Genomic DNA, 24,070 nt, shown 5'->3' with positions numbered 1-24,070 from the left:
TATGCTGGGGTCAGCGGTGAGGCGCGGGCGTGGGCGTGTCTCGGAAGCGCCGGTCAAAATCCTCCGCCAATTGCGCCAGGGTAATGCTGCCCAAACGCTTGAGCAGCAACGCCTGGGCCTCATCGAAGGCTTCCGTCAACGCGCCGTTCACCGCCTGTTCCACCAGGCATTGCGGGTGGTCGGTGGACAAGCCGATGGAGAAAATCGAGGTACTGCCCAAGGCTTGGTGGATGTCGAGCAAGGTCATCTCCGACAGGGGCTTGCTCAGGGTCCAGCCGCCCCGATGGCCTTTTTCCGAGGTGACATAGCCCTGTTCCTTGAGCAATGCCATGGTCCTGCGCACCACCACCGGGTTGGTGCCCAACATCTGGGCGATGGTGTCCGAGGTGGCGGATTGCTGGTGGCGGTCCATGTGGATCAGGACGTGGAGCATGCGCGATAGGCGGGTGTCGGTTCTCATGATGGCGTTTTCTGTGGCTTCGGCTGCGAGTATCGCCTGTAATGGCAAAAGTTACGAGATCGTTGACAGGTGCTTTTCAAGGAACTTACGATGTGTCGAGACTTTCATCCCGTCGACCCTTCCCTTGGAGATCGATCATGCGCTACGACGTCATCATCGCAGGCGGCAGTTACGCCGGTATGTCCGCAGGGCTTCAACTGGCCCGTGCCCGGCGCAACGTGCTGGTGATCGACGCCGGCCAGCGTCGCAACCGGTTCGCCGCAACCTCCCATGGCTTTCTTGGCCAGGACGGCCGGGCGCCCGGTGACATCGCCGATGACGCCCGAGCCCAGCTCATGGCCTATTCCACCGTGGAATGGCGCTCGGACACTGCCATCAGCGCCGTTCCCGAGGCGAGTGGTTTCACCCTGGAGACTGCTCAGGGCCAATCCTACAGCGCCCGGCGCCTGCTATTGGCCACGGGGGTCATCGATGATCTGCCGGCGGTGGACGGGTTGGCGGAGCGCTGGGGTAAAAGCGTCTTCCATTGCCCCTACTGCCACGGTTATGAACTGCAGCAAGGCCCTATTGGTGTGTTGGCAACGTCAGAAATGTCGCTGCACCATGCGCTGATGCTCCCGGATTGGGGGCCTACCACGTTCTTTCTCAATGGCGCGTTCGAGCCCGACCCGGAACAGCGGGCCAGTCTTGAGCAGCGGGGGGTGACCCTGGTGTCGGAACGTGTTGAACGGATAGAGGGAGAGCGGGCCAATGTCGTTCTGGCAAATGGCCGAGTGGTGGCGATCGACGGACTGTTTGTCTTGCCGCATACCCGCGTGGCTGGCTCGCTGGCCGCGTCCCTTGGCTGCGAGCTGGAAGACGGTCCACTCGGGGCCTTTATCCAGACTGACCTGACCCGCGAAACCAGCGTACCGGGGGTGTTTGCCTGCGGCGATGCGGCGATGCCATTCGGGTCGGTCGCGCTGTCCGTGGGCGATGGAGTGAGGGCCGGGTCGGGGGTGCATCGGTCGTTGATATTTGCGAAGGAGTAAGTCCGGGGGCCGCTGCGCGGCCCCTCTAGCACGCTATTGAGTGCCGAACATGGCGGTCCAGTAGATGCCCGCATCGCTCTTCGGGTCCACGGCATAACCGGCGCCCAGCTCGCGGAACTGTGGGTTCATCAGGTTGGCGCAGTGTCCTGGGCTCGCTAGCCAACCGTCCACCACCTTCAGGGCCGTGTCCTGCCCGGCGGCAATGTTCTCGCCGATCAATTGGCCGAGATAGCCGGCGAGTTCGGCGCGGTCGCCCGGCATGCGGCCATCGCGGTCCTTGTGGTCGAAGAAATTGTTGTTCGCCATGGCCCGGGTGTGGTTCACGGCGGCGAGGGCCAGGGTGGCGTTCCAGGCAAGTGGTGTGGTCGCGGCGAAGGCCTCGCTCCCGCACCGGCGCGGCTGGGCCCGGGCGCTATTGATCAGCTTCAGCAGCTTCTGGCCTTCGCCCTGCCAGTCCGCAAGGCGACCCGACAACAAGGGGCGCGCCAGCACAATGCGCCATTCGCGATCCAGCCGGCTGACGCCGATGTCGACAAACTGTGGGTCCAGCACCACTTGGCAAAAGCTTTCCTGTACGGCTTTCATCGCCGCTTGTGCGTCGCGGGGGCCGGACAGGCTGATGGCCTGCACGTTGACCATCGGATAGGCCGCGCGTGCCAGCGCTTGCTGCAGATCGCCAATGCCGTTGGCCGACAGGATCAACCGCGAGTCCATCGCCAGCGGCGGCAACTCCAGGGAGGCCTGGCCCGAGCAGCTTTGGGATTGGCTGCGATACAGATTGATGGACTCGACCAGTTTCGTCTCTTCGGTCGCCACGGCTCCGACGGTGAACGCCAGCCCCAGCGACAGCACGGCCAGGCGCAGGATGGATGAAATGGCACGCATGTAAATCTCCCTTGAGCGGACGGCGCCTATGATGCGCAATTTTTGCCCCGCTGGGGCAACGGTATTCACGCTCTTTTAAAATCCCGGGACAGTACCGTCTGGTACCGTTTGGGACAATCCTCATGTAGTGGGATCAGTTTTCTGCCGAATAAGTCCATGATTGTCATTTCAAAGCCATAAAATCTGAAGTATCGCCTAGCGCCAGGTGGGGGTGCCTCGAAGATCAACGGAGCCCGTCATGTTGAAAGTGATCGAGCAGCAGGCCAGCGCATCGCTGCGCCAGCGGATGGAAGAGGCCGGGTGCGCCTTTGAATTCATCGTGCTCGCCCCGGAGGTTGGTGAGGTGATCACCCCGGTGCATCACCGCCAGGCCGTGGATCAATTATTCCTCGCCATCAGGCATCTGTGGCTGGAGCGACATCGCCAGATGATCCTCGATCCTCGCTATGCCGATACCGCGCCTCCCGGCATGAGCTGGGACTTGGACAAGGCCCGAGCCAAGCCGCTGGACCGGCAGGAGGTCGCGCAACTTATGCGAACCGACAGGGAGGCGCACAATCCACCGCCTTTTGCCTTGTATGAGGCCTTTTGCGAGCCGCCTTACGGCACCCGCTTCGGCGATGGTCAGTTACAAGCGCTGTTCAGGGAGTGGCTCGGCCTGCTCGGGCTTGAGGCGGGCGTCGAGGTGGAAGTACTGAACTGGGTCGACAATTTCAACCTCGACTGGCTGGCCAGCGACGAGCCCGATCCCGCCCGGGACCCCTGGAGTGATTATTTCGACGACGGCCTGGAGTGGTGGGGCGTGTGGTGCCTCAGCATCTGGAACCCCCGACGCCGGACACTCAGCGTGCTGGCGGCCAGCACCACGGATTGAGACAGTCAACGCGCCGCCTGCACCCCACCCAGCGGCACCGCGCGAACCATCACGCTGATTGCCGCCAACGCCGCGATCAACAACCCCGGCGACGTCGCCAGTAACACCCCCGTGGTCCCGGCCCCGGCCGCCAGGATCTGCCCGGCAGCCAGGGGGCCAGCGACCGAGCCCAGTCGGCCGATGGCAACTGCCGCACCGACGCCGGTGGCACGTACGGCCGTCGGATAAGAGGGCGGCGCCAAGGCGTACAGCACCAACTGTGCGGCCATGACAAACAGGCCGGCGCAGAATCCGGCGACGGCCATCGGTACGATACCGACCGACAAGCCGACCCCGGCCAGGGCACTCAACAACCCGGCATAGACGAACAGCACCACCTTGATCCCGTTGCAGCGGTCCAGCAACAGGCCGCCGAGCAACGAGCCGAGGGTTCCGCCGATGTTGAACAGCATCTGTACCAGCCCGGCCTGGGGCTTGCTGAAGCCCTGTTCCAGCAGCAGCGACGGCAGCCAGTTGAGCAGCATGTACATGACTGTCAGGGTGAAGAAATAACTCAGCCAGAGCGCGAGGGTGGTACGGGCCCGACCGTCACCGAACAACGCCTGTCCAGTCGAGGTACGCGCCTCGGCGCCGACATCCTGCGTCTGGCGAAAGGCGCTGGATTCCGGCAGCCACAGCAGCATCAGCGGCACCACCAGCAATGGTGCCAGGCCACCGATGAAGAACGTCATCTGCCAGTGTTCACCGAACAGCATCGCGACCACTGCCGCCAACGCGCCCCCCAGCGGCACACCCGCATACATCACGCTGATGGCCGTGCCCCGTCGCTGTTCACCCACGGCCTCGGCGCACAGGGCGATGAGGTTGGGCAGGGCGGCGCCAAGCCCAAGGCCGGTCATGAAACGCACCAGCAGCAAGCTGGCGTACTGCTCGACATAAGCGGTGCTGAGGGAAAACACACCGAACACCAGCACGGCGCCGACAAGGATCTTCTTGCGGCCGATGCGATCTGCGATCCAGCCCCCGAAGAAGGCCCCGGGCAGCAGCCCGATGATGCCCGCACTGAACACCCAGCCCATCATTTTCGGGTCCAGCACGAAGGTCTGCCGCAGGCCGGCAGCCGCGGTACCGGCCGATTGCAGGTCGAAACCTTCGATCAGCGCAACGATGAAACACAAGGCGATGGTCAGCGTCGCACGACGCGCCGGATGATTCATGACAAGTCCTCTTATTGTTTTTGTCAGGGCCCGACTCTCAGCCAGCCGGTAAGCCGGATCAGATTAACAAAGCTAACTAAAAAATGAATCGTGTCGAACTGGTGCGGTATTTTTCAGGTATTACTAACAAAATCAGTAAGTTGAATATTGATTTTAGAAAAACAGTAAAAATGGTTAATGATATTAATGTTCGATTATCGGTCATTTCGGATTGACGGGGAGGGCGCTCGGTTTCCATTCTTCTGTTCCGTGTCCTCATCCAGCTGTGGGGACCGCAGAAAAACAACAACAATAAAAAGGACTTTCGAACATGCCGAACCTTGTCCGGGGTGCTTGTGCAGCAGCCCCCTTTACACGTCTCGCTCACCTGCTTGTCCTGGGGCTGGGCCTATCCTCGACCACTGCGTGGGCCGCGGGCTTCATCGACGACAGCCATGGCACCTTGACCCTGCGCAACTACTACATGGACCGCGATTACAAGGATGACGGTGCCAAGACGGCGGCCAGGGAATGGGCCCAGGGGGTGATCATGAACATGGAGTCGGGCTTCACCCCCGGTGCCTTCGGTGTCGGCGTGGATGCCCGGGGATTGCTGGGGATCAAGCTCGACTCTTCGCCCGATCGCAGCGGCACCGAACTGCTGCCGGTGTCCAGCAGCGACAAGCGCGCGGCGGACGAGTATTCACGCCTGGCGCTGACTGGCAAGCTGCGCTTCGGCCAGACCCTCGTGAAGACCGGCGATGTATCGATTTTCCTGCCGTTTGCGTTCGCCAGCCCGTCACGGTTGCTGCCGCAGACCTTCCGCGGCACGACCCTCAGTTCCAAGGACATCGAGGGGCTGACGCTGAACACCGGCTACATCGATCGTATCAACCGACGCGACTCCACCGATTACCAGCCGATGAGCATCGCGTCGCCCAATCGCCGTTTCAACGGTGCGGCCACTGCCTCCCACATGGCGTATGTCGGCGGTGATTACCAGATCACCAAAGACCTCGGCCTGCGCGCCTATCACGCCGAAGTGGCGGACCTGTATCAGCAGGACACCCTGGCGTTGCTGCATAACCTGACCCTGGGCGACGGCATGTTGACCACGGACCTGCGCAGTTTCTTCAGCCGTGAAGACGGTGCCGCCAAGGCCGGCAAGGTGGACAACCGCAATGTCTCGGCGCTGGTCGGCTATCGCTGGGGCGGTCATCGGGTCAGCCTGGGCTACATGCACGCCAGCGGCGATACCGCCACGCCCTACGTGTCCGGCACCGAGTTGATGGGGTTGAGCGAGATGACCATGAGTTCGGATTTCCTCAATGCCCGGGAGCGCACCTGGCAGGCGATCCATGACTACGACTTCGCCGCGGTCGGCGTGCCCGGGTTGAGGACGCGCTTGCGCTATGTACGCGGTGACCACATTGACCTGGCCGCCCTCGGTGCCGATGACCGCAAGGAGCGCGAGTTCCAGATGGAGCTGGGGTACGTGATCCAGAGCGGCCCGCTGAAGGATGTCGGGTTGCTTGCGCGCAAGTCGATCTATCGCAATGATTTTCCGGGCAGCGCGGCGTTTCGCGATGAAAACCAGACACGGTTCCTGGTGACGTACAGCGTGCCCATTTGGTAACAGTCAAACTTTCTTGTGGTGAGAATATCTGTGGGAGCAAAGCTTGCTCGCGAAACAGGCGCCTCGATTTCTGACAGACCGCGTCGCCCTTGTCGCGGGCAAGCCTTGCTCCCACACCTCCATCACCACAAAAGCATCCTGCTACTGATAGACCTTCTTCAACAACCGCAACAATTCTTCCCGCTCCGCACCGGAGAGGGCGGCCGTGGAGTCAAGGTCGCTCTGGGCGGCGATCTGCTTGAGTTCCTTGAGCAGGGTTTCGCCGGTCTTGCTCAGGAATATCCCATAGGAGCGTTTGTCCGGCTTGCAGCGCACCCGCACGGCCAGCGCCCGGCTTTCCAGCTTGTTCAACAGCGGCACCACTTGTGGCGGTTCGATCGCCAGGGCCTTGGCCAGGTCGGCCTGCATCAGGCCCGGATTCTGGTCGATGATCGCCAGCGCCGAGAACTGGGCCGGCCGCAGGTCATGAACGGCCAGTTGACTGATGAGGTTCTGGAACAGTTTCAGCTGGGCGCGACGCAGGGCGTAACCGATCAGGTCATCCAGCGCGGAGTCCAGCGGCGCCGGCACGTCGCCGCCGTCAGTTGCGCTCCCGGCGGGTTCGGCAAGCTTGGAAGACTTGGCCATCGGAAAAAGCATCCTCAAGGTTAATTATTAACAAGGCTATCCAGTTTGCCGAGGTTATGCCGCGATGGCTATGGTCGATTGCGAATTCATTGATCTAAGGCTTCATTTTTGTGAACGAAAAAACCTGGGTAAACCGATTAATAGTTAATTGACATAACTAGTTTTGCGGTTTAGCTTTTGTTCATCTTCAGCCAAAGAACAAGAGAGCACGTGTCATGAGCAATTACGAAGGTCGTTGGACAACGGTCAAAGTCGACGTCGAGGAAGGCATTGCCTGGGTCACCCTCAATCGCCCGGAAAAACGCAATGCCATGAGCCCGACCCTCAACCGCGAGATGATCGACGTGCTGGAAACCCTGGAGCAGGATCCGGCGGCCGGCGTACTCGTGTTGACCGGAGCCGGTGATGCCTGGACCGCCGGCATGGACCTCAAGGAGTATTTCCGTGAGGTGGACGCCGGACCGGAAATCCTCCAGGAGAAGATCCGTCGCGAAGCCTCGCAGTGGCAGTGGAAACTGCTGCGCATGTACGCCAAGCCGACCATTGCCATGGTCAACGGTTGGTGCTTCGGTGGTGGTTTCAGCCCGCTGGTGGCATGCGACCTGGCGATCTGCGCCGACGAAGCCACGTTCGGCCTGTCGGAAATCAACTGGGGCATCCCGCCTGGCAACCTCGTCAGCAAGGCCATGGCCGATACCGTGGGGCATCGCCAGTCGCTGTACTACATCATGACCGGCAAGACCTTCGGTGGGCAGAAGGCCGCCGAAATGGGCCTGGTCAACGAAAGCGTACCCCTGGCGCAACTGCGTGAGGTCACGATAGAGCTGGCGCGCAACCTGCTGGAGAAAAACCCGGTGGTACTGCGGGCGGCCAAGCACGGCTTCAAGCGTTGCCGCGAACTGACCTGGGAGCAGAACGAAGACTACCTGTACGCCAAGCTCGACCAGTCGCGCCTGCTGGACAAAGAGGGCGGTCGCGAACAAGGGATGAAGCAGTTCCTCGACGACAAGAGCATCAAGCCGGGCCTGCAGGCCTACAAGCGCTGAGACGCAGGCGCAGCGGGTGGCTCCAGAAGCGCCCGCAGGCTGTTCGTCAAAGGCCCTTGGCGCTACCGTGAACGTATTCCCGATAAAGACAATAAAGAGGAATCACCATGCTGGACGTGCCCCTGTTGATCGGCGGCCAGTCGTGCCCCGCCCGTGACGGTCGGACTTTCGAGCGTTGCAATCCGGTGACTGGAGAAGTGGTGTCCCGTGTGGCCGCCGCCACGGTGGAAGACGCCGACGCGGCCGTGGCCGCCGCGCATGCCGCGTTTCCCGCCTGGGCCGCGCTGGCCCCCAACGAACGTCGCAGCCGTCTGCTGCGGGCGGCCGAGCAGTTGCAGGCCCGCAGCGCTGAGTTCATCGCCGCCGCCGGCGAAACCGGCGCCATGGCCAACTGGTATGGCTTCAATGTGCACCTGGCGGCGAACATGCTGCGCGAAGCCGCCGCCATGACCACTCAGATCAACGGCGAAATCATTCCTTCGGACGTGCCCGGCAGTTTTGCCATGGCCCTGCGCCAGCCCTGCGGCGTGGTGCTGGGCATTGCACCATGGAATGCCCCGGTGATTCTCGCCACCCGCGCGATCGCCATGCCCCTGGCCTGCGGCAACACCGTGGTGCTCAAGGCGTCGGAGATCAGCCCGGCGGTGCACCGCTTGATCGGCCAGGTGCTGCAGGACGCCGGGTTGGGTGATGGTGTGGTCAACGTGATCTGCAATGCGCCTGCGGACGCTGCGGTGATCGTTGAGCGACTGATCGCTAACCCGGCGGTGCGCCGCGTCAACTTCACCGGTTCGACCCACGTCGGACGTATCGTAGGCGAGTTATCGGCCCGTCACCTCAAGCCGGCGCTGTTGGAACTGGGCGGCAAGGCGCCGTTTCTCGTACTGGACGACGCCGACCTGGACGCCGCGGTGGAAGCGGCTGCCTTCGGGGCGTACTTCAACCAGGGCCAGATCTGCATGTCCACCGAGCGACTGATCGTGGACACGAGCGTGGCCGATGCCTTCGTTTCCCGGTTGAAGGCGAAGATCGCCACCTTGCGTGCCGGTGACCCCGCCAGCGGTGATTCGGTACTGGGCTCGCTGGTCGACGTCAGTGCCGGCCAGCGCATCAAGGGCATGATCGACGATGCCCTGGCCAAAGGCGCCACGCTGGTGGCGGGCGGCCAGTTGGAGGACAGCATTCTGCAACCGACCCTGCTCGATGGGGTGACGCCGGACATGCGCCTGTACCGTGAAGAGTCCTTTGGTCCGGTGGCGGTGTTGTTGCGCGGCAGCGGTGACGAAGCCTTGCTCCGCCTGGCCAACGATTCCGAATTCGGCCTGTCGGCGGCCATTTTCAGCCGCGACACCAGCCGGGCACTGGCCTTGGCCCAACGGATCGAATCGGGCATCTGCCATATCAACGGTCCGACCGTGCACGACGAGGCGCAGATGCCCTTCGGCGGAGTCAAGTCCAGTGGTTACGGCAGCTTCGGCGGCAAGGCGTCCATCGAGCATTTCACCCAGTTGCGTTGGGTGACCTTGCAGAACGGTCCCCGGCACTACCCGATCTGATATCCATCGCATTGCGGGTGGCGGTGCCTCGAAAACCGCCGCCCGATGCAGGCCAGACATAACAATAACAAGGTCGCAGCCAGACGCTGCCACACTCCACTCGCATCGCGGGATCCGAGTGTGCCTTGGTGGAGGAAATGTACGTGAGTTCCGAGTTCAGATCGTCCTCCCAACCCGGCTCCGGGCTCTACCGCCAGGTGTCGATTGGTCACCCCGCGGTTGAGGTCAGTGAGGAGCAGGGCATCTTGCACATGCGCTCCCTGGAAGCCCTGGCCCCATTGCCGGCGCGCTTGCTCGACCGGCTGGTGCATTGGGCCCAGGTGCGCCCACAACAGACCTTTATCGCTGCCCGGCAGAGCGGGGGTGACTGGCGTCGGGTCAGCTACGCCGAAATGCTCGACAGCGTCCGCGCCATTGCCCAGGGCCTGCTGGCTTATGGATTGTCTGCCGACAAACCCCTGGCCCTGCTTTCGGGCAACGACATCGAACACCTGCAGATGGCCCTCGGGGCGATGTATGCCGGCATTCCCTATTGTCCGGTGTCGCCGGCCTATTCGTTGTTGTCCCAGGATTTTGCCAAGCTGCGGCATGTCTGCGACCTGCTGCAGCCGGGGCTGGTGTTCGTCAGCCAGGCGGCGCCGTTTGAACGTGCAGTCAATGCGGTATTGCCGGCGAATGTGCCGTTGATCACGGTGGATGGCGAGATGGCGGGGCGCTCCCGGGCAAGCTTCGCCAGCCTGTTGGCGCAGCCCGGCGGTGCCGAGGCCGAGCATGCCTTTGCCGCTACGGGCCCCGACAGTATCGCCAAGTTTCTCTTCACCTCAGGTTCCACCAAACTGCCCAAGGCCGTGGTCACCACCCAGCGCATGCTCTGTGCCAACCAGCAGATGCTGTTGCAGACCTTTCCGGTGTTCGGCGAAGCACCGCCGGTGCTGGTGGACTGGTTGCCGTGGAACCACACCTTTGGCGGCAGTCATAACGTTGGCATCGTGTTGTACAACGGCGGGACGTTTTACCTGGATGACGGCAAACCCACCGCCCAGGGATTCGCCGAAACCTTGCGCAACCTCAAGGAGATTTCGCCGACTGCCTACCTGACCGTGCCCAAGGGCTGGGAGGAACTGGTCAGCGCCCTGGAGCGCGATGGCGAGTTGCGCGAGCGCTTCTTCAAGCGCGTCAGCCTGTTTTTCTTTGCCGCCGCCGGCCTGTCGCAGAGCACCTGGGACCGGCTCGACAAAGTGGCCGAGCAGCATTGCGGCGAACGGATCCGCATGATGGCCGGGCTGGGGATGACCGAAGCGTCTCCGTCCTGCACCTTTACCACCGGACCGTTGTCCATGGCCGGCTACATCGGCCTGCCGGCGCCGGGTTGCGAAGTGCGATTGGTGCCGGTGGACGGCAAGTTCGAAGGCCGCTTTCGCGGGCCGCACATCATGCCCGGCTACTGGCGCTCGCCGCAGCAGACGGCCGAGGTGTTCGACGAGGACGGGTTCTATTGCTCGGGCGATGCGATCAAGTTGGCCGATCCGGCCAATCCGCAACTGGGGTTGATGTTCGACGGGCGGATTGCCGAGGACTTCAAGCTGTCCTCCGGCGTGTTCGTCAGCGTCGGGCCGTTGCGCAACCGTGCGGTGCTGGAAGGCACGCCCTACGTCCAGGACCTGGTGGTGACCGCGCCGGATCGCGAATGCCTGGGCGCCCTGGTATTCCCGCGGCTTCCCGAATGCCGACGCCTGTCGGGCCTGCCCGCGGACGCCAGCGATGCCCAGGTACTCGCCAGCGCCCCGGTCCGTCGTTGGTTCGCCGACTGGCTGCAACGCCTCAACCACGGGGCCAGCGGCAATGCCAGCCGAGTCGAGTGGATCGCCTTGCTCGATGAACCGGCGTCCATCGACCGCGGCGAAATCACCGACAAGGGCTCCATCAACCAGCGGGCGGTGTTGCAATGGCGGGCGGCGAAAGTCGAAGCGCTATACCGCGGCGAAGATGAGTCGATCCTGCGGGCGACACCTACCCGTTAAACACCCAACCCAGTGGGAGCGAGCCTGCTCGCGATAGCGGTCTACCAGTCGATTCTGCAGCGACTGACCCACCGCTATCGCGAGCAGGCTCGCTCCCACACTGGTTCTTCAATGGACACACATTCTACGTCCGGCCCCAAATCCCCTGTGGGAGCGAGCCCTGCTCGCGATAGCGGTCTATCAGTCGACGCTGCAATGGCTGATCTACTGTCATCGCGAGCAGGCTCGCTCCCACGGGGTTTTGCTTTTACTATGGCGGTCTCTTTTCCCTGGAAGTACCCCGGATGAGTAAGCCCGGCCAAACGGTGCTGGTTGCGTTGCGCAGAATGATTGCCTCTGGCGAGCTGGCGGCCGGTGAGCGGTTGATGGAGATTCCCACGGCGCAACGGTTCGGCGTGTCGCGAATGCCGGTTCGCATGGCGTTCAGGACGCTGGAGCAGGAGGGGTTGCTGGTGCGCTTCGGCGGGCGTGGGTTCCAGGTGCGTTCGGTCAGCGCCGAGGACATTGCCGGCGCGGTGGAAGTGCGCGGTGTGCTGGAAGGCCTGGCCGCGCGCCAGACCGCCGAACGAGGCCTCGACGCAGAGGCCCGCGCCATCCTCGAACAATGCCTGGTGCAGGGCGACGAACTGTTCGCCAAGGGCTACGTGACCGAGGAAGACCTGGAGGTCTATCACGACCTCAACATGCGCTTTCACCAGGTGATCGTCGAGGGCAGCCACAACCCAGCCATTGCCGATGCGCTGGCTCGCAACGATCATCTGCCATTCGCCTCAGTCACCGCCCTGGCGGTGGATCGGCAGAACATGGCCGGCGAATATCGGCGCTTCAACTATGCCCACATGCAACACCACTCGGTGTTCGACGCGCTGATCCATCGCCAGGGCGCGCGGGCCGAGGCGATCATGCGCGAACATGCCAACGCCACCTTGCGCTACGCCGAGGTGTTCGGCTCGACCCTGGCGGATGAGCGGATGAAGGTGATCTTGCGTTCCGAGTGAATACCATTGTGGGAGCGAGCCTGCTCGCGATGGCGGTGTATCAGTTACAGGTCTTTCACTGATCCAGCGCCATCGCGAGCAGGCTCGCTCCCACAGGGACTTGTGTTGTTCAGAGACTAGAGGTCCAGCACCAGCAACGGCGTCCTCGATCTGGAGCAGCACGGCGTGAACTGGTCGTTGCAAGCCTGCTCGGCCTCGGTCAGGAACATGTCGCGATGTTCCGGCACGCCTTCCAGTACGCGGGTCAGGCAGGTGCCGCAGACACCTTGCTCGCAGGAGATCGGAATCTCGATGCCATGGCTTTCCAGCACCTGCACGACGCTGCGGTCCTTGGGCACTTCGAACACTTGGCCGCTGCTGGCCAGCTTCACGGCAAAGCTGCCGTCGGCGCGGGTATCGGTGGGGGCGGCGGCGAAGTATTCGCGGTGCAGGCAGGCGTCCTGCCAGCCCTGGGCCCTGGCGGTGTCCAGCACATGTTGCATGAACCCGCCGGGGCCGCAGACATAGAGGTGCACGTCTTCGCTGGGCGACGCCAGCACCCGAGCAGTATCCAGTGCGGTCTCGGGCGCTTCGTCGAAATGCAGGAACACCCGATCGGCATACGGAGCCTGACCCAGGCGCTCGACGAAGGCGGCCCGCTCCAGGGACCTGGCGCAATAATGCAATTCGAACATCGCGCCACTCTGCGCAAGGTGCTCGGCCATGGCCAGGATCGGCGTGATGCCGATACCTCCGGCGAACAGCAGATGGCGCCGGGCCTGGAGGGCGAGGGGGAACAGATTGCGCGGTTCGCTGATGAACAACCTCGCGCCGGGCAGGATCTGCTCGTGCAGGCTGCTTGAGCCGCCCCGCGACGCTGGATCCTTGAGCACGCCGATGAGATAACGGTGCCGTTCCTCGGGGTGGTTGCACAGCGAATACTGCCGAATCACGCCACCCGGCAAATGCACATCGATATGGGCACCGGCCGTGAAGGCGGGCAAAGGCTGGCCGTCGACACGGGTCAGCTCGTAGCTGCAGATGTCCAGGGCTTCGTTGTGCCGCGCCGCGACCTGAACTTCGATCATGGCCGTTGCTCCGCGGGTTGTGGCTGATGGGTACTGGCAATCAACCCCGCCTGGGACTCGCGCTCACGGGCGATCCAGCGTTCCAGCACCCGACGCGACTGCACGCCACCGGCATCGATGTTGAGCTTGAGCAGGTTGCGTTGCGGATGGTCCAGCAGGTTGCGTTGCTGGCGCTCGAGCATCTCCAGGTCTTCGCTGAAAATCTTGCCCTGGCCTTCGCGAATGCTCGCGGTCAGGGCTTCGTCCTTGGGCTGGAAATGCCGGGCCATGCCCCAGAAATACCAGATGGACGTTTCGGTTTCCGGCGTAATGAAATCCACCACGATGCTCGACGCCTTGAACTGCGGCGCGGCGTGATAGCCGCCGTTGCCGGCATGGGCCACGCCGACTTCGATCATGACATGGCTGGGCGGGGTGAAGCGGCAGATCTGCCAGCGGTCCACCGGTACGTCGTCGGCCAGGTTGTTACCACGCAGGGCCATGCGCCAGAACGGTGGGGCCATGATGTTTTCCATGTGTCGGGCGGTGATGACCTCGTCGCCTTCGACTGTGGTCACCGGTGGCGCCTCGTCGATCTCCTTCTGGCCGATGCTCGAGGCATGCACATAGGTCTCGTGGGTCAGGTCCATCAGGTTGTCGATCATCAGGCGGTAGTCGCACTGAATGTGGAACAGGCCGCCGCCATAGGCCCATTCTTCATTTTCCGCCCATTCCAGAGGATGGATCAGTGCCGGGTCGGCCAAGGCCTGGTCGCCGGGCCAGACCCAGATGAATCCGTGGCGTTCCTGTACGGCAAAGGTCTTGTTGCAAGGAAATCCGCGCACCCGTTGCCCTGGCATCTCGACCGTCTTGCCATCGCAGCCCATCACCAGACCGTGGTAACCACACACCAGGTTGCCGTTCTCGACGTAGCCCAAGGAAAGCGGGGCGCCGCGGTGGGGGCAGAAGTCCTCGACAGCGGCGACCTTGCCTTCATGGCCACGGTAGAAAACCATTTTCTCGCCGCAGATCTGACGACCCAGGGGCTTCTCGGCGATTTCCTCGGGGGTGCAGGCAACGTACCAGGCGTTCTTGGGATACATGACGGGTCTCCAGGTGGTTTTTGTTTTTCTATGGATCCATTAAGTCTCTTAACTAGTTTTGTTGTCAACGTATTATCGACGAATTGAGGGGGATTTCATTTTTAATGGATCCATTGGTGTTGTCGCTCGACGAGCAGGATTTCGCACGGGTTGGCTCGAACTGGCGCCAAGGACATACTGCGACACGGGTTCTTGCGTGGCACATCGGAGTGATTCATGAAAACCAAGGCAGTCCTCACTGAACAAGATGTTGCACAGTTGTTGGTAGCAGCCAAGGAGCTGGCGCATCAGCGCCAGTGGGCCGTGTCGGTCTGTGTGGTGGACGATGGCGGCCATCCCCTTGGCCTGTTGCGGTTGGACGGTGCCTCGCCGTTGTCGGCCTACATCGCCACGGAAAAGGCCCGCACCGCCGCCATGGGCCGGCGTGACAGCAAGTTTTTCGAAGACATGATCAATGAAGGTCGCTACGCCTTCCTCAGTGCGCCACATCTGCATGGCATGCTCGAAGGCGGTGTGAGCATTCGCCATGATGGACAGTGCATCGGGGCCATCGGCGTATCCGGGGTCAAGTCCGAGCAGGACGCCGAACTGGCGCGACTGGCGCTGGAAGCGGTGTTGCCGGCCCTGGTTCCTGATCCTTGATCGGAGTGGGGAGCGCCAGTGTGTCCAATGTGGGAGCGAGCCTGCTCGCGATAGCGGTCTATCAGTCGACCCTGCAGTGGCTGAACTCCGTCATCGCGAGCAGGCTCGCTCCCACAGGGATCTGCGCAGGGTCTTCAGAATTCGCTGCACAAATCTTCCAGACAGGCCTCGCGCTGAGCAGTTAATCTGCTCAAACGGATAAATCGAACAGGATTACCCATGACCTCGCGCAACTGGATCGATCTCAAGCAGGACGCCACGTCCGGTATCGAGACCGTGCGCGCGCATTTTGAAGGGCATGCCTACGATCCCCATTGGCATGATGCGTACCTGGTCGGCGTGACCGAGGAGGGTGTACAGCAGTTCCATTGCCGCCGCCAGCAGCACAACAGCACGCCGGGCAAGGTTTTCCTGCTGGAACCTGGAGAACTCCATGACGGGCATGCGCCCCAGGTCGGCGGTTTTACCTATCGCACCTTATACCTGGAGCCCCATTGGCTGGAGCGAGAGTTGCGCTCGTTGTTCGACGTCGCGCCAGACAACGCACAGCTGGGGTTCGCCGCCACCCTGGCCGACGATGCACGCTTGGCGAACGCGACGGCCCTGGCGTTCCAGAGCCTGCACGACCAGGAAATCCGCATCGTCCGCCAGACGGCACTCGACACTCTGTTGGCCAACCTGACCCAGCACTTGCACTGGCGGGCGCGGATCAACCCCGACCCACGCCTGCCGTTGGTTGCGCAGCAGGCTCGCGATTATCTGCACAGCCACCTGAACGAAGACATCGGCCTGGATGATCTGGCGCGGGTCACCGGCGTCGATCGGTTCCGTCTGACCCGTGCGTTCAAGGCAGCGTTCGGCCTGGCCCCCCACGCTTATCTGATCCAGTTGCGATTGGCCAGGGCACGACGTCTGCTGGCCCGCGGCGAGAGCGCTGTGGCCGTGGCGGCCCAGCTCGGGTTTGCCGACCAGAGTCACCTGGGCCGCTGGTTCCAGCGCGCCTATCGCTTGAGCCCGGCGGACTACCGCAAGCGCTGCTCAATTGTTCCAGACTGAGCCCGGTCCACGGGGGAGGATAAGGTTAATCCTTCACCGAGAAATTGCTCCATGGACCAGTTACTGCCGTTTGCCTTGTTCGCGTTTGTCGCCTCCATCACCCCCGGCCCGACCAATATCCTGGTGTTGAGCCACAGCTCGCGCTTTGGCCTGCCGACCACCGTCCCGATCATCCTCGGGGCCTGTGCCGCGGCGGCTTTGCTGGTGTTGCTGGTGGGCACGGGGCTGGGGGACGTGCTGGCCCGCCACGCGACGATTCAAACGGCACTGTCCTGGGCCGGCATCGCCTGGCTGAGCTGGATGGCCTGGCAGATTTTCAGCGCGCCGGCCCAGGCCATCGATCCCGACCAGCCCGTCGAGGGACCGAGGCTCGGTCTGGTCGGGGCGGCCGGCTTGCAGTTGGTGAACCCGAAGACCTGGATGATGGCGCTGGCGGTGGTCAGCGTGTTTGCCGGCGCCGAAGCCGACCGTACCGTGCGGGTCCTGTGGCTGTCCCTGGCATTTTTTGCGATCTCGATTCCCTGCATGACCGTCTGGGCTTACCTGGGCCTCGGTGCTGCCAGGTTCTGCCGTTCCGCCGTGGCGATGGGACGGTTCAATCGGACCATGGCGCTGTTGCTGCTGGCCTCGGCGTGGCTGACCTTGCTGGTGTGAGGGGAGGTGACCTCCGCGGCTACCAAAGCCCGCAACCCCTTGCAACGGTTGCGCGGTTTTAAAAAACGGCCATTTCTTGGAGCATCGGGTTCGCGCCGGTTGAGCGCATCTCGATTGCCAATCGCCCCCAAGGATGGAGGTCCACCATGTCTACCCTCGATACCCATGTCGAGTTCATCCAGGCCCGGCTGCCCGCCTGGCTGAAACGAGCCACACGACCCCAGCAGGAACGCTTCAAGGTACTCACCCGGCAACTGCAGCGCGACAGCGATGCGCTGAATGCGTTGCTTACCGACTTGCCATCGCCCTATGCCTTTACCCTCGATCTGCTCAAGGTGCAGCCGCAGCTCCAAGGCTGGATCCGGGTGAATGGCGGCGGCAGCGTCGCCGATGCCATACGCCGGGCACGGGTCAGGCGTGGGCCTTTCGTGACCGATCCCTCGTTGTCGGTGATCGAAGCGGCCATGGGCAACTACCCTCCCGCTGACGCGGTTATCGGGGGGGATTTCGATAAGAAGGGTGAGTTGTTCATCCAGGGCAGGCCGGGAGAATTCAACCAGGGGGACAGCCCAACGAACCGTGCGCCACTGGATATGACGCCGGCCAGTTTCGCCAGCCTCTGTCGGCAGGTGGACGTCGGTGGGGCATATCGGCGCAAGCTCGAACAGCGGCTGCCCCGCATCGCCGGTGAGACTCCGGTCGTAGCAAAGGCCTACATGGCGTATGCACGCAGCCTGTTGGCTCATGATGCCTACGAGGCGAAGTTGGCCGGACGCCTGGATAGCACCGGTGAACGGCTATTGGCCCATGCCGGTGTCCAGTTGGAAGCGCGGCCCGTGACGCCCTTGGCCTGCGAGGTCAAGGCGCTGGAGCTGCTGTCCGCGCCGTTGTTCGGTGCCCGGGTGTACTGGGGACTGGCGAGCGACGCCAGCGGTGTTCGTCCGATCGTCCTGCACATGCCCCACGATACCGTGGCTCCGCTCAAACAGTTCGCAAGTTTGCAGGCGCTATCGTCGGAGCTGACCGAGCGGGTCCGTAAACGCAGCTATCGCCAGAGCCTGACGCAATACTTCCCGCTGCGCCTGCAGGCGAGCCTGGGGGAGGCCCTGCACGATCAGGTGGAGTGGACGATCACCGACAACCCCAATCTGTTCCAGGAAATCCATGCTCGCATCACCGGTTGGCGTGAGGGCGAGCAGGGTGAGAGCGGCAATCCCCGTCGCATTCGGATCCCCGTGCCCAGGGTCGCCTGGGGCCTGAATGACGTGCGCGAGGATCATTGGCACGCCGCTTACCATGAGTGGCGGGGCCACGCGCTGGGCAACGCCTCGTCCCTGATGGTGTCGACCCGGGACCAGGATTGGCGGGCGCTGCTGGCGCGGCTGGAATACTGGGAGAGTCTGCTCGAGCGTTCGCTGATGCTCGCGGCCACCTTTTTCCCGTTCTGCGTGCCCATCGGCATGGGGGCCGCGGTGGTCGGTGGGGTGCGCCTGGTGTATGAGATTTTCGAAGGTATCCAGGCGTTCAACGAAGGCCACGCACAAGAGGGGATCGAGCATATTTTCAATGTGCTGTTCGGGGTCGCTCAAGGCGCCTACCTGGGGTTCATAGGTGCAGCCATTGAACCCATGCCCGTGGCGGACGGTAGCACCCGGTTGTGGAATGGCGACGTCCGTCCCTTCGAAGCGCGGCGCCTGCCGCCGGTGGAGGCCGAGCAGGACGCCTGGGGCGTCTGGCGCACGACCGACGCGGCCTGGGTGCGGATCGAGGATCGTTATTTCGAAGTACAAGGCACACAGGACAATCTGAGCCTGCGCCTGCCGTCGGGGCACAGGGGCGTCACGCCGCCGTTGGAATGGAGCCGCGCCCGTGGCTGGCAGTGGGCGCATCGCAACCCGTTGCAGCGCGGTAATCTGGAGTTGCTGCGCACGTTTGCCGAGACACCTGCCGAGCTGGACAACCCTACGGTCCTCAGCGTGCAACGCCAGGTTGGCATCAGCGAGGCGCATTTGCGCTACCTGCAAGTCGAGGCACAGCCGATGCCAGCCATCTTGGCCGATGCCCTGGATGAGGCCCGGAACTGGCAATGGGTGCGGCACACCATTGACCGTCTACGCCGTGGCGAAGCCCCGGAGGGCATGCATTTTCGCATCGTCCAGACCCTCGCGGAGCTGCCGGGCTGGCCGGAAGACATGACGTTGCGCTACCACGATGGGATGCGAATTTACCCTGTGGGCGATGCGGCCGACACGCGCTCTATCCTGTTAATGCGAGCAGATCTCGCGCGGGATAACTGGGCCGCTCGAATCCTGGATGGGCTGAACGTGGATGAGCAGACCGCGCTGCTGGGCCAGAACAGCCTCGGCTTGCGCCCGCTGGAGCGCAGTCGCTTGTTGGCCGCGCGCTGGGCCGCGCGCCTGGAACGCGATGCCAAGCGGGTGACCCTGGCCATGGCAAAGTCAATCGCGCTTGACCCGCTGGCCGTTCCCTTGATCCGGGCGTTCCCGGGTTTGCCTGAGTCCATTGCCAACGAGCTTGTCCGCAACGTATCAGGTCAGGATCGACAACGGTTGCTGGAAGGACGGGTGACTGGAACACTCGGCAAGCAGGGGGCCGAAGCCTTGCGCGAACTGCGCCTGAGCCGGGCCTTGCGCGCCTTGGCGCGAGGTGAAAGCACGGTCGATCGAGACCGCATCGTCATCAACCTGCTGGCCAATACCCCTTCGTTGCGGGGGCGGCTGCACCTGCGCCTGTGGCTGCGCGAACTGCCGGACCCGATTGAGGTGGGGCAGGGTGGTTCGTTCAAAGTCATCCGCCAGGAAGGTGACCGGTATCGCCCCTTTGACGAAACCGGCGAGGAACTCGCGAGCGCCATGGACCTGGAAGGTGCGCTGCTCAGGGCGCTGCCGGATGATGCCCGCAGGGCGCTGGGCTTGAACATCTGGGAGGCGGACGAGTTACGTAACCAGTTGCTGGTGCAGGCCCTGGAGGACCGGCAAGCGTTGCGTCCCTACCTGGCGATGCGCCGCCTGGGCAGCCTTGGGTCGCGGCCTCTGTGGTTGAACGGGCACCTGGTTTATCCGCTCAGCGGCCGTGGCCGGCTGCCGCTGCAAGACTGGAGCGGTAGCTTGAACCAGCGACTTGAACGGCTGTATCCGGCTCACGCGGGGGATGCCCTGACACGGTTGCGGTTTGGCCTGGTCGAGCAGGCTCAACTCGAAGGCGTTCGCTTCGATGACTTGATCAACCGCCTGGAGAACGACTGGACCACCCTGGACCAAGGGTTGCGCCAGTGGGAAGAGCAGGAAGGATTTCACCATCCCGTCGAGCAGACGCTGGACCGTGAGGCACTGTTGGCGCAACGTCGGAGCGTTGCCCGGATTATCCGCCGTGCCTGGCAGCGCGCACCTGATCCGGGCAGCGAGGGCAGTGAACTGGTGGTGCGGATCGAAAACGTCAACCTCGGCCGGCTGCCTCCGGTGACTGTGCGCTTGGAACATATCGAGACGATGATCCTGACCAACCTGGGGCTGGTGGAGGATCCTTCGGATTTCCTGCGGATGTTCCCCGGCGTCGATTCGCTGAACCTGCAGGACAATCATCTCACCGCTGTCCCCGTTGCGGTGGCGCAGCTACGGGCATTGGTGGATCTGTCGTTGAGCCGCAACCCGCTGCACCTGGACGCGAATGTATTCGCACCTTTGCTGGGTACCGATCCCTATATCCCTTTGTGGACCCTGAACCTGTCGGGGATCGGCAGCGCACAGGCGGGCACCCATGCCGAGGTGATTGCCGCCATCGGCAGCCTGGCCGGAATACCCTCCCTGCGTGAAGTCATATGGGCCGACAACCTGAGTTTCACGCCTGAACAGTTGCAGGCCCTGACCTCTTCGCTGCCGGATTTGCGCTCGCTGAACCTGGCGCGCTGCGGCTTGCGCCTGGATGAAGAGGGCAGCGTGTTCCTGCGCACCGCCACGGCTTTGCAAGAACTGCGCTTGAACGAAAATAACTGCCGGGACCTGCCTGATCTGCCAGAGCTGGTGAACCTGATGACGCTGGAATTGAGCCGGACCGGACTTGACCGGGTGCCTCAACTGGCATTGTCAGTGCTGGCCAGGCACACCGAGGTGTTCATTTCCGATACGTTCGTCGTCGACCTCAGCGGCAATCGCATCACCAGCATCCAGGATGACCTGTTGCCTGTGCTCGCCCGCTTGAGCGACCTGGACTCCCTTGGGGTCTGGCTCGACGACAACCCGCTGCCCAGTGTCCAGGCCAACGCCCTTCGGGTGATTTTCCCCGAGTCTTTCCGATACACCATCGATGATTGGCTGTACATTTCGCCCTCGCTCCAGAGGGCCCTGGAGGTCGCTCGCGATGATCCGGGGATGCGCAGCTTCATCGACTGGTTCTCTACGCTCGTGCGCGATGCCGATAGTGGAACAACCGCCGGGTTGTCATTCAGCGTTCGCCAGCGGGCGGCTGCGGTCTTGCAGCATTACATGGGCTCTCCGGGCGCCTATGACCGTCTGCCGACGTTGATCGGCGACTTCGACCAGCAACTGCGGCAACTGCGCACGCGTCTGCAAGCCCGTATTCTGGACAGGGAGCAGCCGGACCTCCCCGAACTGGAACTGCACTTCAGAATGTTCCAGTCGGTCATGCGCGCGCGCCTTTCCCGACACGGTGCGCCTTTTGCCGGTTTCCTGACGGATCACCTGTCCAATTGGGAATACGTGTTGATGGAGCGATTTCCCGACCCCGCGCAACTCGAAGCGCAGATGACCCGGGACGCGTTCATTGACTGGCTCAGCGATGCCCAGGACACGTTCAACAGCAACGATCAGACCCCGAGCCCGGGCGAGATGCTGTGGCGGCCCTACCTGGAATTGATGTCGCCCCAATGGGCTGAAGGGCTGGCGATCTGGGAAACCCTCGATGACGACCTGGTGAATGCCTTCAGCGGGCCGGTGAATCCATCCCGCTGGCCCCAGGTGATGCTGGACAACCTGGCACACCCGGACCCCGAGTTGCCCAGTGCCCTGGAGCCGGTCACTGAAGGCGGGCGAACGGTCTGGCGCCGTATCGGGCTAGAAGCCGTCGCGGATGTGGATTGGGCCGCCGGCCGGCCGGTGACCCTCACCGAGGATCAACTGCGCCGCACCATGGCCATCTACCGTTCGGTCAAGAGCCGGGAAGTCGAGGCCTTGGTGCGTCGGGTGACCATGGGCCTGGTCAACGCCTGGTGGCCGGTGCTGCCGCTTTGAAGACCAGGGCCTTCAGGCCACATTGACTGTCGACGTCGGGAAACTCCGGTGGGTTGGCCAGGCGTTCGCTGAAGGCCAACCCAGGGGCTTCGCGAGTAACTCCGTCGATGAGAAAGTCCGGGCCGGTGGCCGGGTCATTGCTGCAGGCCAGGACGGTGCCGTCGGCGGCCAGCAGTTCCGGCAGCCGGCGCAGCACCCGCTGGTAATCCTTGGTCAGCAGGAAACTGCCTTTCTGGAAGGTCGGCGGATCGATGATCACCAGGTCATAGGGGCCGCTGTTGATCACCTTGCCCCAGGACTTGAACAGGTCGTGGCCGAGGAAGCTCACCTGGCCCAGGTCATGCCCGTTCAAGCGATGGTTGTCGCGACCCCGGCTCAGGGCCGCGCGGGACATGTCCAGATTGACCACGTGCTGCGCACCACCGGCGATCGCCGCCACCGAGAAACCGCAGGTGTAGGCGAACAGGTTCAGCACGCGCTTGCCGGCGGCATTGGCCCGGACCCAGTCACGGCCGTAGCGCATGTCGAGGAACAGGCCGTTGTTCTGCTTCTTGCCCAGGTCGATCCGGTACTGCAAGCCGCCTTCGGTCAGGGTCCATTCATCGATGGGCTCGCCCACCAGCCATTGGGTGAGGCTCTGCGGCAGATAACGGTGTTGCACCGCCAGGGTATGAGCCTTGCTGTGTTGCCATGCCGGCGTGGCAGCGATGGCGAGCAGCGTCGACAGCAGGTCGTCCAACTGTTCAGGCGCAGGCCCCTTGAACAAGGAAACCAGCACCACGCCTTGGAGCCAGTCGACGGTGATCTGCTCCAGCCCCGGCCAGCAGCGCCCGCGGCCGTGGAACAGGCGACGGGTTTCTTCCGGCACGGACGCCAGGGCGGTCAGTAAGTGAGTCTGCAGGGTTTGAAGGGCTTCAGGGTTCATCAGGCAATGCCGGCGATTCGAAAGGCCGGCATTTTAACCACCCGCTGAATAGGCGCAATCCCTGGGAGCGATGGTATCTGTGGGAGCACAGCTTGCTCGCGATAGCGACAGACCAGTCAACATTGTTGCTGACTGACTTACCGCAATCGCGAGCAAGCTGTGCTCCCACAGAATCCTCACAGCAGGCTTCTGTCCGGTGGGCCGTCAGCCACCACTGGTCGCCAGAATGCTCGCCACCTGTTGCGGCTGGCAGTTGAGGTAGGCCGAACGTTTGAGCCAGCTTGGGTCCGGGTACCAGGAAAACATGAATTGCCCACCCTTGAGCTTGTCGATCACCTGGCGCGCCACCTGGGGGCGCACGGCAGGGCAACCCTGGCTGCGGCCGATACGACCCTGGCGCAAGCTCCACAAGGGGTTCACGTAGTCGGCGGCATGGATCACGAGGGCTCGGTCACGGGCCTGGTCATTGAAGCCAGGCTCCAGGCCATCCATGCGCAGCGAATAACCATGGGTGCCCTGATAACTTTCCTGCGTGCGGAACAACCCCAGGCTGGACTGGTAGCTGCCCAGGCGATTGGAGAACTGCGTGGCGAAATTCTCCCCGGATTTCTGCCCGTGGGCCACCAGGTCGCGCAGTACCAGCTTCTTCTGGCGCAGGTCGAAGATCCACAGGCGCCGGGCCGTGGACGGTTGGGAATAGTCGATCACCGCCAGGTGACGGGCCTGGCGCGCACCGTTGGCGACCGCGCATTGCATGGCGCTCAAGGCACTTTTGAGTGCCAGGGGATTGAGTTCCGGCGCGGCGTGGGCGAGGCTGTTGTAAAGCTGTTGAGCATTCGCCTGCTCGGCCAGCGCCGGAGCGCATACCGCGCCTAGCGCTGCCATGGCCAGGCAGAGCCGGCGAATGAGCGTGAGCGTGGCTGAAAAGAATCCACGCGGGTTTACAGGCTGATGTTTGTGTGCGGCATCCCGTCCGTAATTGTTCGTGTGCATCATGATGGCGGGTCGTACCTGTCGCAAAGTCAACCGTCAACGAGACGGCCATGG

19 protein-coding genes are annotated in these 24,070 nt (G+C 63.0%); 11 read left to right on the top strand and 8 right to left on the bottom strand.

All coding sequences use genetic code 11. The features are described from left to right. Positions 1-10 precede the first annotated feature (10 nt). Complete coding sequence (locus FGE05_RS07435; RefSeq protein ID WP_139643222.1) at positions 11-460, bottom strand: Rrf2 family transcriptional regulator; 450 nt, start codon at positions 458-460, stop codon at positions 11-13. A gap of 137 nt (positions 461-597) precedes the next feature. On the opposite strand from FGE05_RS07435, the gene FGE05_RS07430 reads away from it, so the two are divergent. Next, a complete protein-coding gene (locus FGE05_RS07430) occupies positions 598-1,491 on the top strand; it encodes an NAD(P)/FAD-dependent oxidoreductase (protein ID WP_139643219.1) in 894 nt (297 codons plus the stop codon). A 33-nt stretch (positions 1,492-1,524) separates the two neighbouring features. Here the strand turns inward: FGE05_RS07430 and FGE05_RS07425 are convergent, their stop codons facing one another. Further along, positions 1,525-2,376 carry a CAP domain-containing protein gene (locus FGE05_RS07425; protein WP_139643216.1) on the bottom strand — a complete coding sequence of 284 codons (852 nt, stop codon included), beginning with the start codon at positions 2,374-2,376 and terminating at the stop codon, positions 1,525-1,527. 238 nt (positions 2,377-2,614) lie between these two features. On the opposite strand from FGE05_RS07425, the gene FGE05_RS07420 reads away from it, so the two are divergent. Then, the gene (locus FGE05_RS07420) at positions 2,615-3,250 is read left to right on the top strand and encodes a hypothetical protein (protein WP_139643213.1); all 636 of its coding nucleotides are present in this window, start codon (positions 2,615-2,617) and stop codon (positions 3,248-3,250) included. 5 nt (positions 3,251-3,255) lie between these two features. On the opposite strand, the gene mhpT is transcribed toward FGE05_RS07420, so the two are convergent. Then, on the bottom strand, positions 3,256-4,467 hold the full coding sequence (gene mhpT, locus FGE05_RS07415; RefSeq protein ID WP_139643210.1) for a 3-(3-hydroxy-phenyl)propionate transporter MhpT: 1,212 nt from the start codon (positions 4,465-4,467) through the stop codon (positions 3,256-3,258). Between the two features lie 310 nt (positions 4,468-4,777). Here mhpT and FGE05_RS07410 point away from each other — a divergent pair, with 310 nt between their 5' ends. Then, on the top strand, positions 4,778-6,082 hold the full coding sequence (locus FGE05_RS07410; RefSeq protein ID WP_139643208.1) for an OprD family porin: 1,305 nt from the start codon (positions 4,778-4,780) through the stop codon (positions 6,080-6,082). Positions 6,083-6,223: 141 nt separating this feature from the next. Here the strand turns inward: FGE05_RS07410 and FGE05_RS07405 are convergent, their stop codons facing one another. After that, complete coding sequence (locus FGE05_RS07405; RefSeq protein WP_139643205.1) at positions 6,224-6,709, bottom strand: MarR family winged helix-turn-helix transcriptional regulator; 486 nt, start codon at positions 6,707-6,709, stop codon at positions 6,224-6,226. A gap of 215 nt (positions 6,710-6,924) precedes the next feature. On the opposite strand from FGE05_RS07405, the gene FGE05_RS07400 reads away from it, so the two are divergent. The 4 genes from FGE05_RS07400 (at position 6,925) to FGE05_RS07380 (ending at position 12,330) form a co-directional block, all read left to right on the top strand. Further along, entirely contained in the window at positions 6,925-7,755 is an 831-nt protein-coding gene (locus FGE05_RS07400) for a p-hydroxycinnamoyl CoA hydratase/lyase (RefSeq protein WP_024777695.1), read from the top strand. Between the two features lie 107 nt (positions 7,756-7,862). After that, complete coding sequence (locus FGE05_RS07395) at positions 7,863-9,311, top strand: aldehyde dehydrogenase (RefSeq protein ID WP_139643202.1); 1,449 nt, start codon at positions 7,863-7,865, stop codon at positions 9,309-9,311. A gap of 143 nt (positions 9,312-9,454) precedes the next feature. Continuing rightward, complete coding sequence (locus FGE05_RS07390) at positions 9,455-11,332, top strand: feruloyl-CoA synthase (RefSeq protein ID WP_139643668.1); 1,878 nt, start codon at positions 9,455-9,457, stop codon at positions 11,330-11,332. Between the two features lie 284 nt (positions 11,333-11,616). After that, on the top strand, positions 11,617-12,330 hold the full coding sequence (locus FGE05_RS07380; RefSeq protein WP_139643199.1) for a GntR family transcriptional regulator: 714 nt from the start codon (positions 11,617-11,619) through the stop codon (positions 12,328-12,330). Between the two features lie 116 nt (positions 12,331-12,446). Here the strand turns inward: FGE05_RS07380 and FGE05_RS07375 are convergent, their stop codons facing one another. Together FGE05_RS07375 and FGE05_RS07370 are read right to left on the bottom strand one after the other, a co-directional pair. Further along, positions 12,447-13,397 (bottom strand): PDR/VanB family oxidoreductase, encoded by a 951-nt coding sequence (locus tag FGE05_RS07375; protein ID WP_139643196.1) that lies wholly within the window; start codon positions 13,395-13,397, stop codon positions 12,447-12,449. After that, positions 13,394-14,479 carry an aromatic ring-hydroxylating dioxygenase subunit alpha gene (locus FGE05_RS07370; protein WP_139643193.1) on the bottom strand — a complete coding sequence of 362 codons (1,086 nt, stop codon included), beginning with the start codon at positions 14,477-14,479 and terminating at the stop codon, positions 13,394-13,396. The genes FGE05_RS07375 and FGE05_RS07370 overlap by 4 nt, the downstream gene beginning before the upstream one ends. Before the next feature lie 216 nt (positions 14,480-14,695). Between FGE05_RS07370 and FGE05_RS07365 the strand changes: the two genes are divergently transcribed. The 4 genes from FGE05_RS07365 (at position 14,696) to FGE05_RS07350 (ending at position 22,098) form a co-directional block, all read left to right on the top strand. Then, positions 14,696-15,121, top strand: a complete 426-nt coding sequence (locus FGE05_RS07365) for a heme-binding protein (RefSeq protein WP_139643191.1) — start codon at positions 14,696-14,698, stop codon at positions 15,119-15,121. Between the two features lie 219 nt (positions 15,122-15,340). Beyond that, positions 15,341-16,177 carry an AraC family transcriptional regulator gene (locus FGE05_RS07360; RefSeq protein ID WP_139643189.1) on the top strand — a complete coding sequence of 279 codons (837 nt, stop codon included), beginning with the start codon at positions 15,341-15,343 and terminating at the stop codon, positions 16,175-16,177. Between the two features lie 51 nt (positions 16,178-16,228). Then, positions 16,229-16,831, top strand: coding sequence for a LysE family translocator (locus FGE05_RS07355; protein WP_041024012.1), 603 nt, complete (start codon positions 16,229-16,231; stop codon positions 16,829-16,831). A gap of 146 nt (positions 16,832-16,977) precedes the next feature. After that, positions 16,978-22,098, top strand: a complete 5,121-nt coding sequence (locus FGE05_RS07350; protein WP_139643188.1) for a dermonecrotic toxin domain-containing protein — start codon at positions 16,978-16,980, stop codon at positions 22,096-22,098. Here the strand turns inward: FGE05_RS07350 and FGE05_RS07345 are convergent. Both FGE05_RS07345 and FGE05_RS07340 read right to left on the bottom strand, forming a co-directional pair. Beyond that, positions 22,067-23,023: a class I SAM-dependent methyltransferase gene (locus FGE05_RS07345; protein ID WP_139643185.1), complete on the bottom strand. Its 957-nt coding sequence runs from the start codon at positions 23,021-23,023 to the stop codon at positions 22,067-22,069. The two genes, FGE05_RS07350 and FGE05_RS07345, sit on opposite strands and share 32 nt — an antisense overlap. A 204-nt stretch (positions 23,024-23,227) precedes the next feature. Next, a complete protein-coding gene (locus tag FGE05_RS07340; RefSeq protein ID WP_139643184.1) occupies positions 23,228-23,908 on the bottom strand; it encodes a murein L,D-transpeptidase catalytic domain family protein in 681 nt (226 codons plus the stop codon). Positions 23,909-24,070 lie beyond the last annotated feature (162 nt).

This window comes from Pseudomonas sp. ICMP22404, assembly GCF_006227205.1.
In the GTDB taxonomy this organism is placed as follows: Bacteria; Pseudomonadota; Gammaproteobacteria; order Pseudomonadales; family Pseudomonadaceae; genus Aquipseudomonas.
The sequence above is the reverse complement of the archived record's forward strand: the minus strand, read 5'-3'. Positions and strand labels throughout refer to the sequence as shown.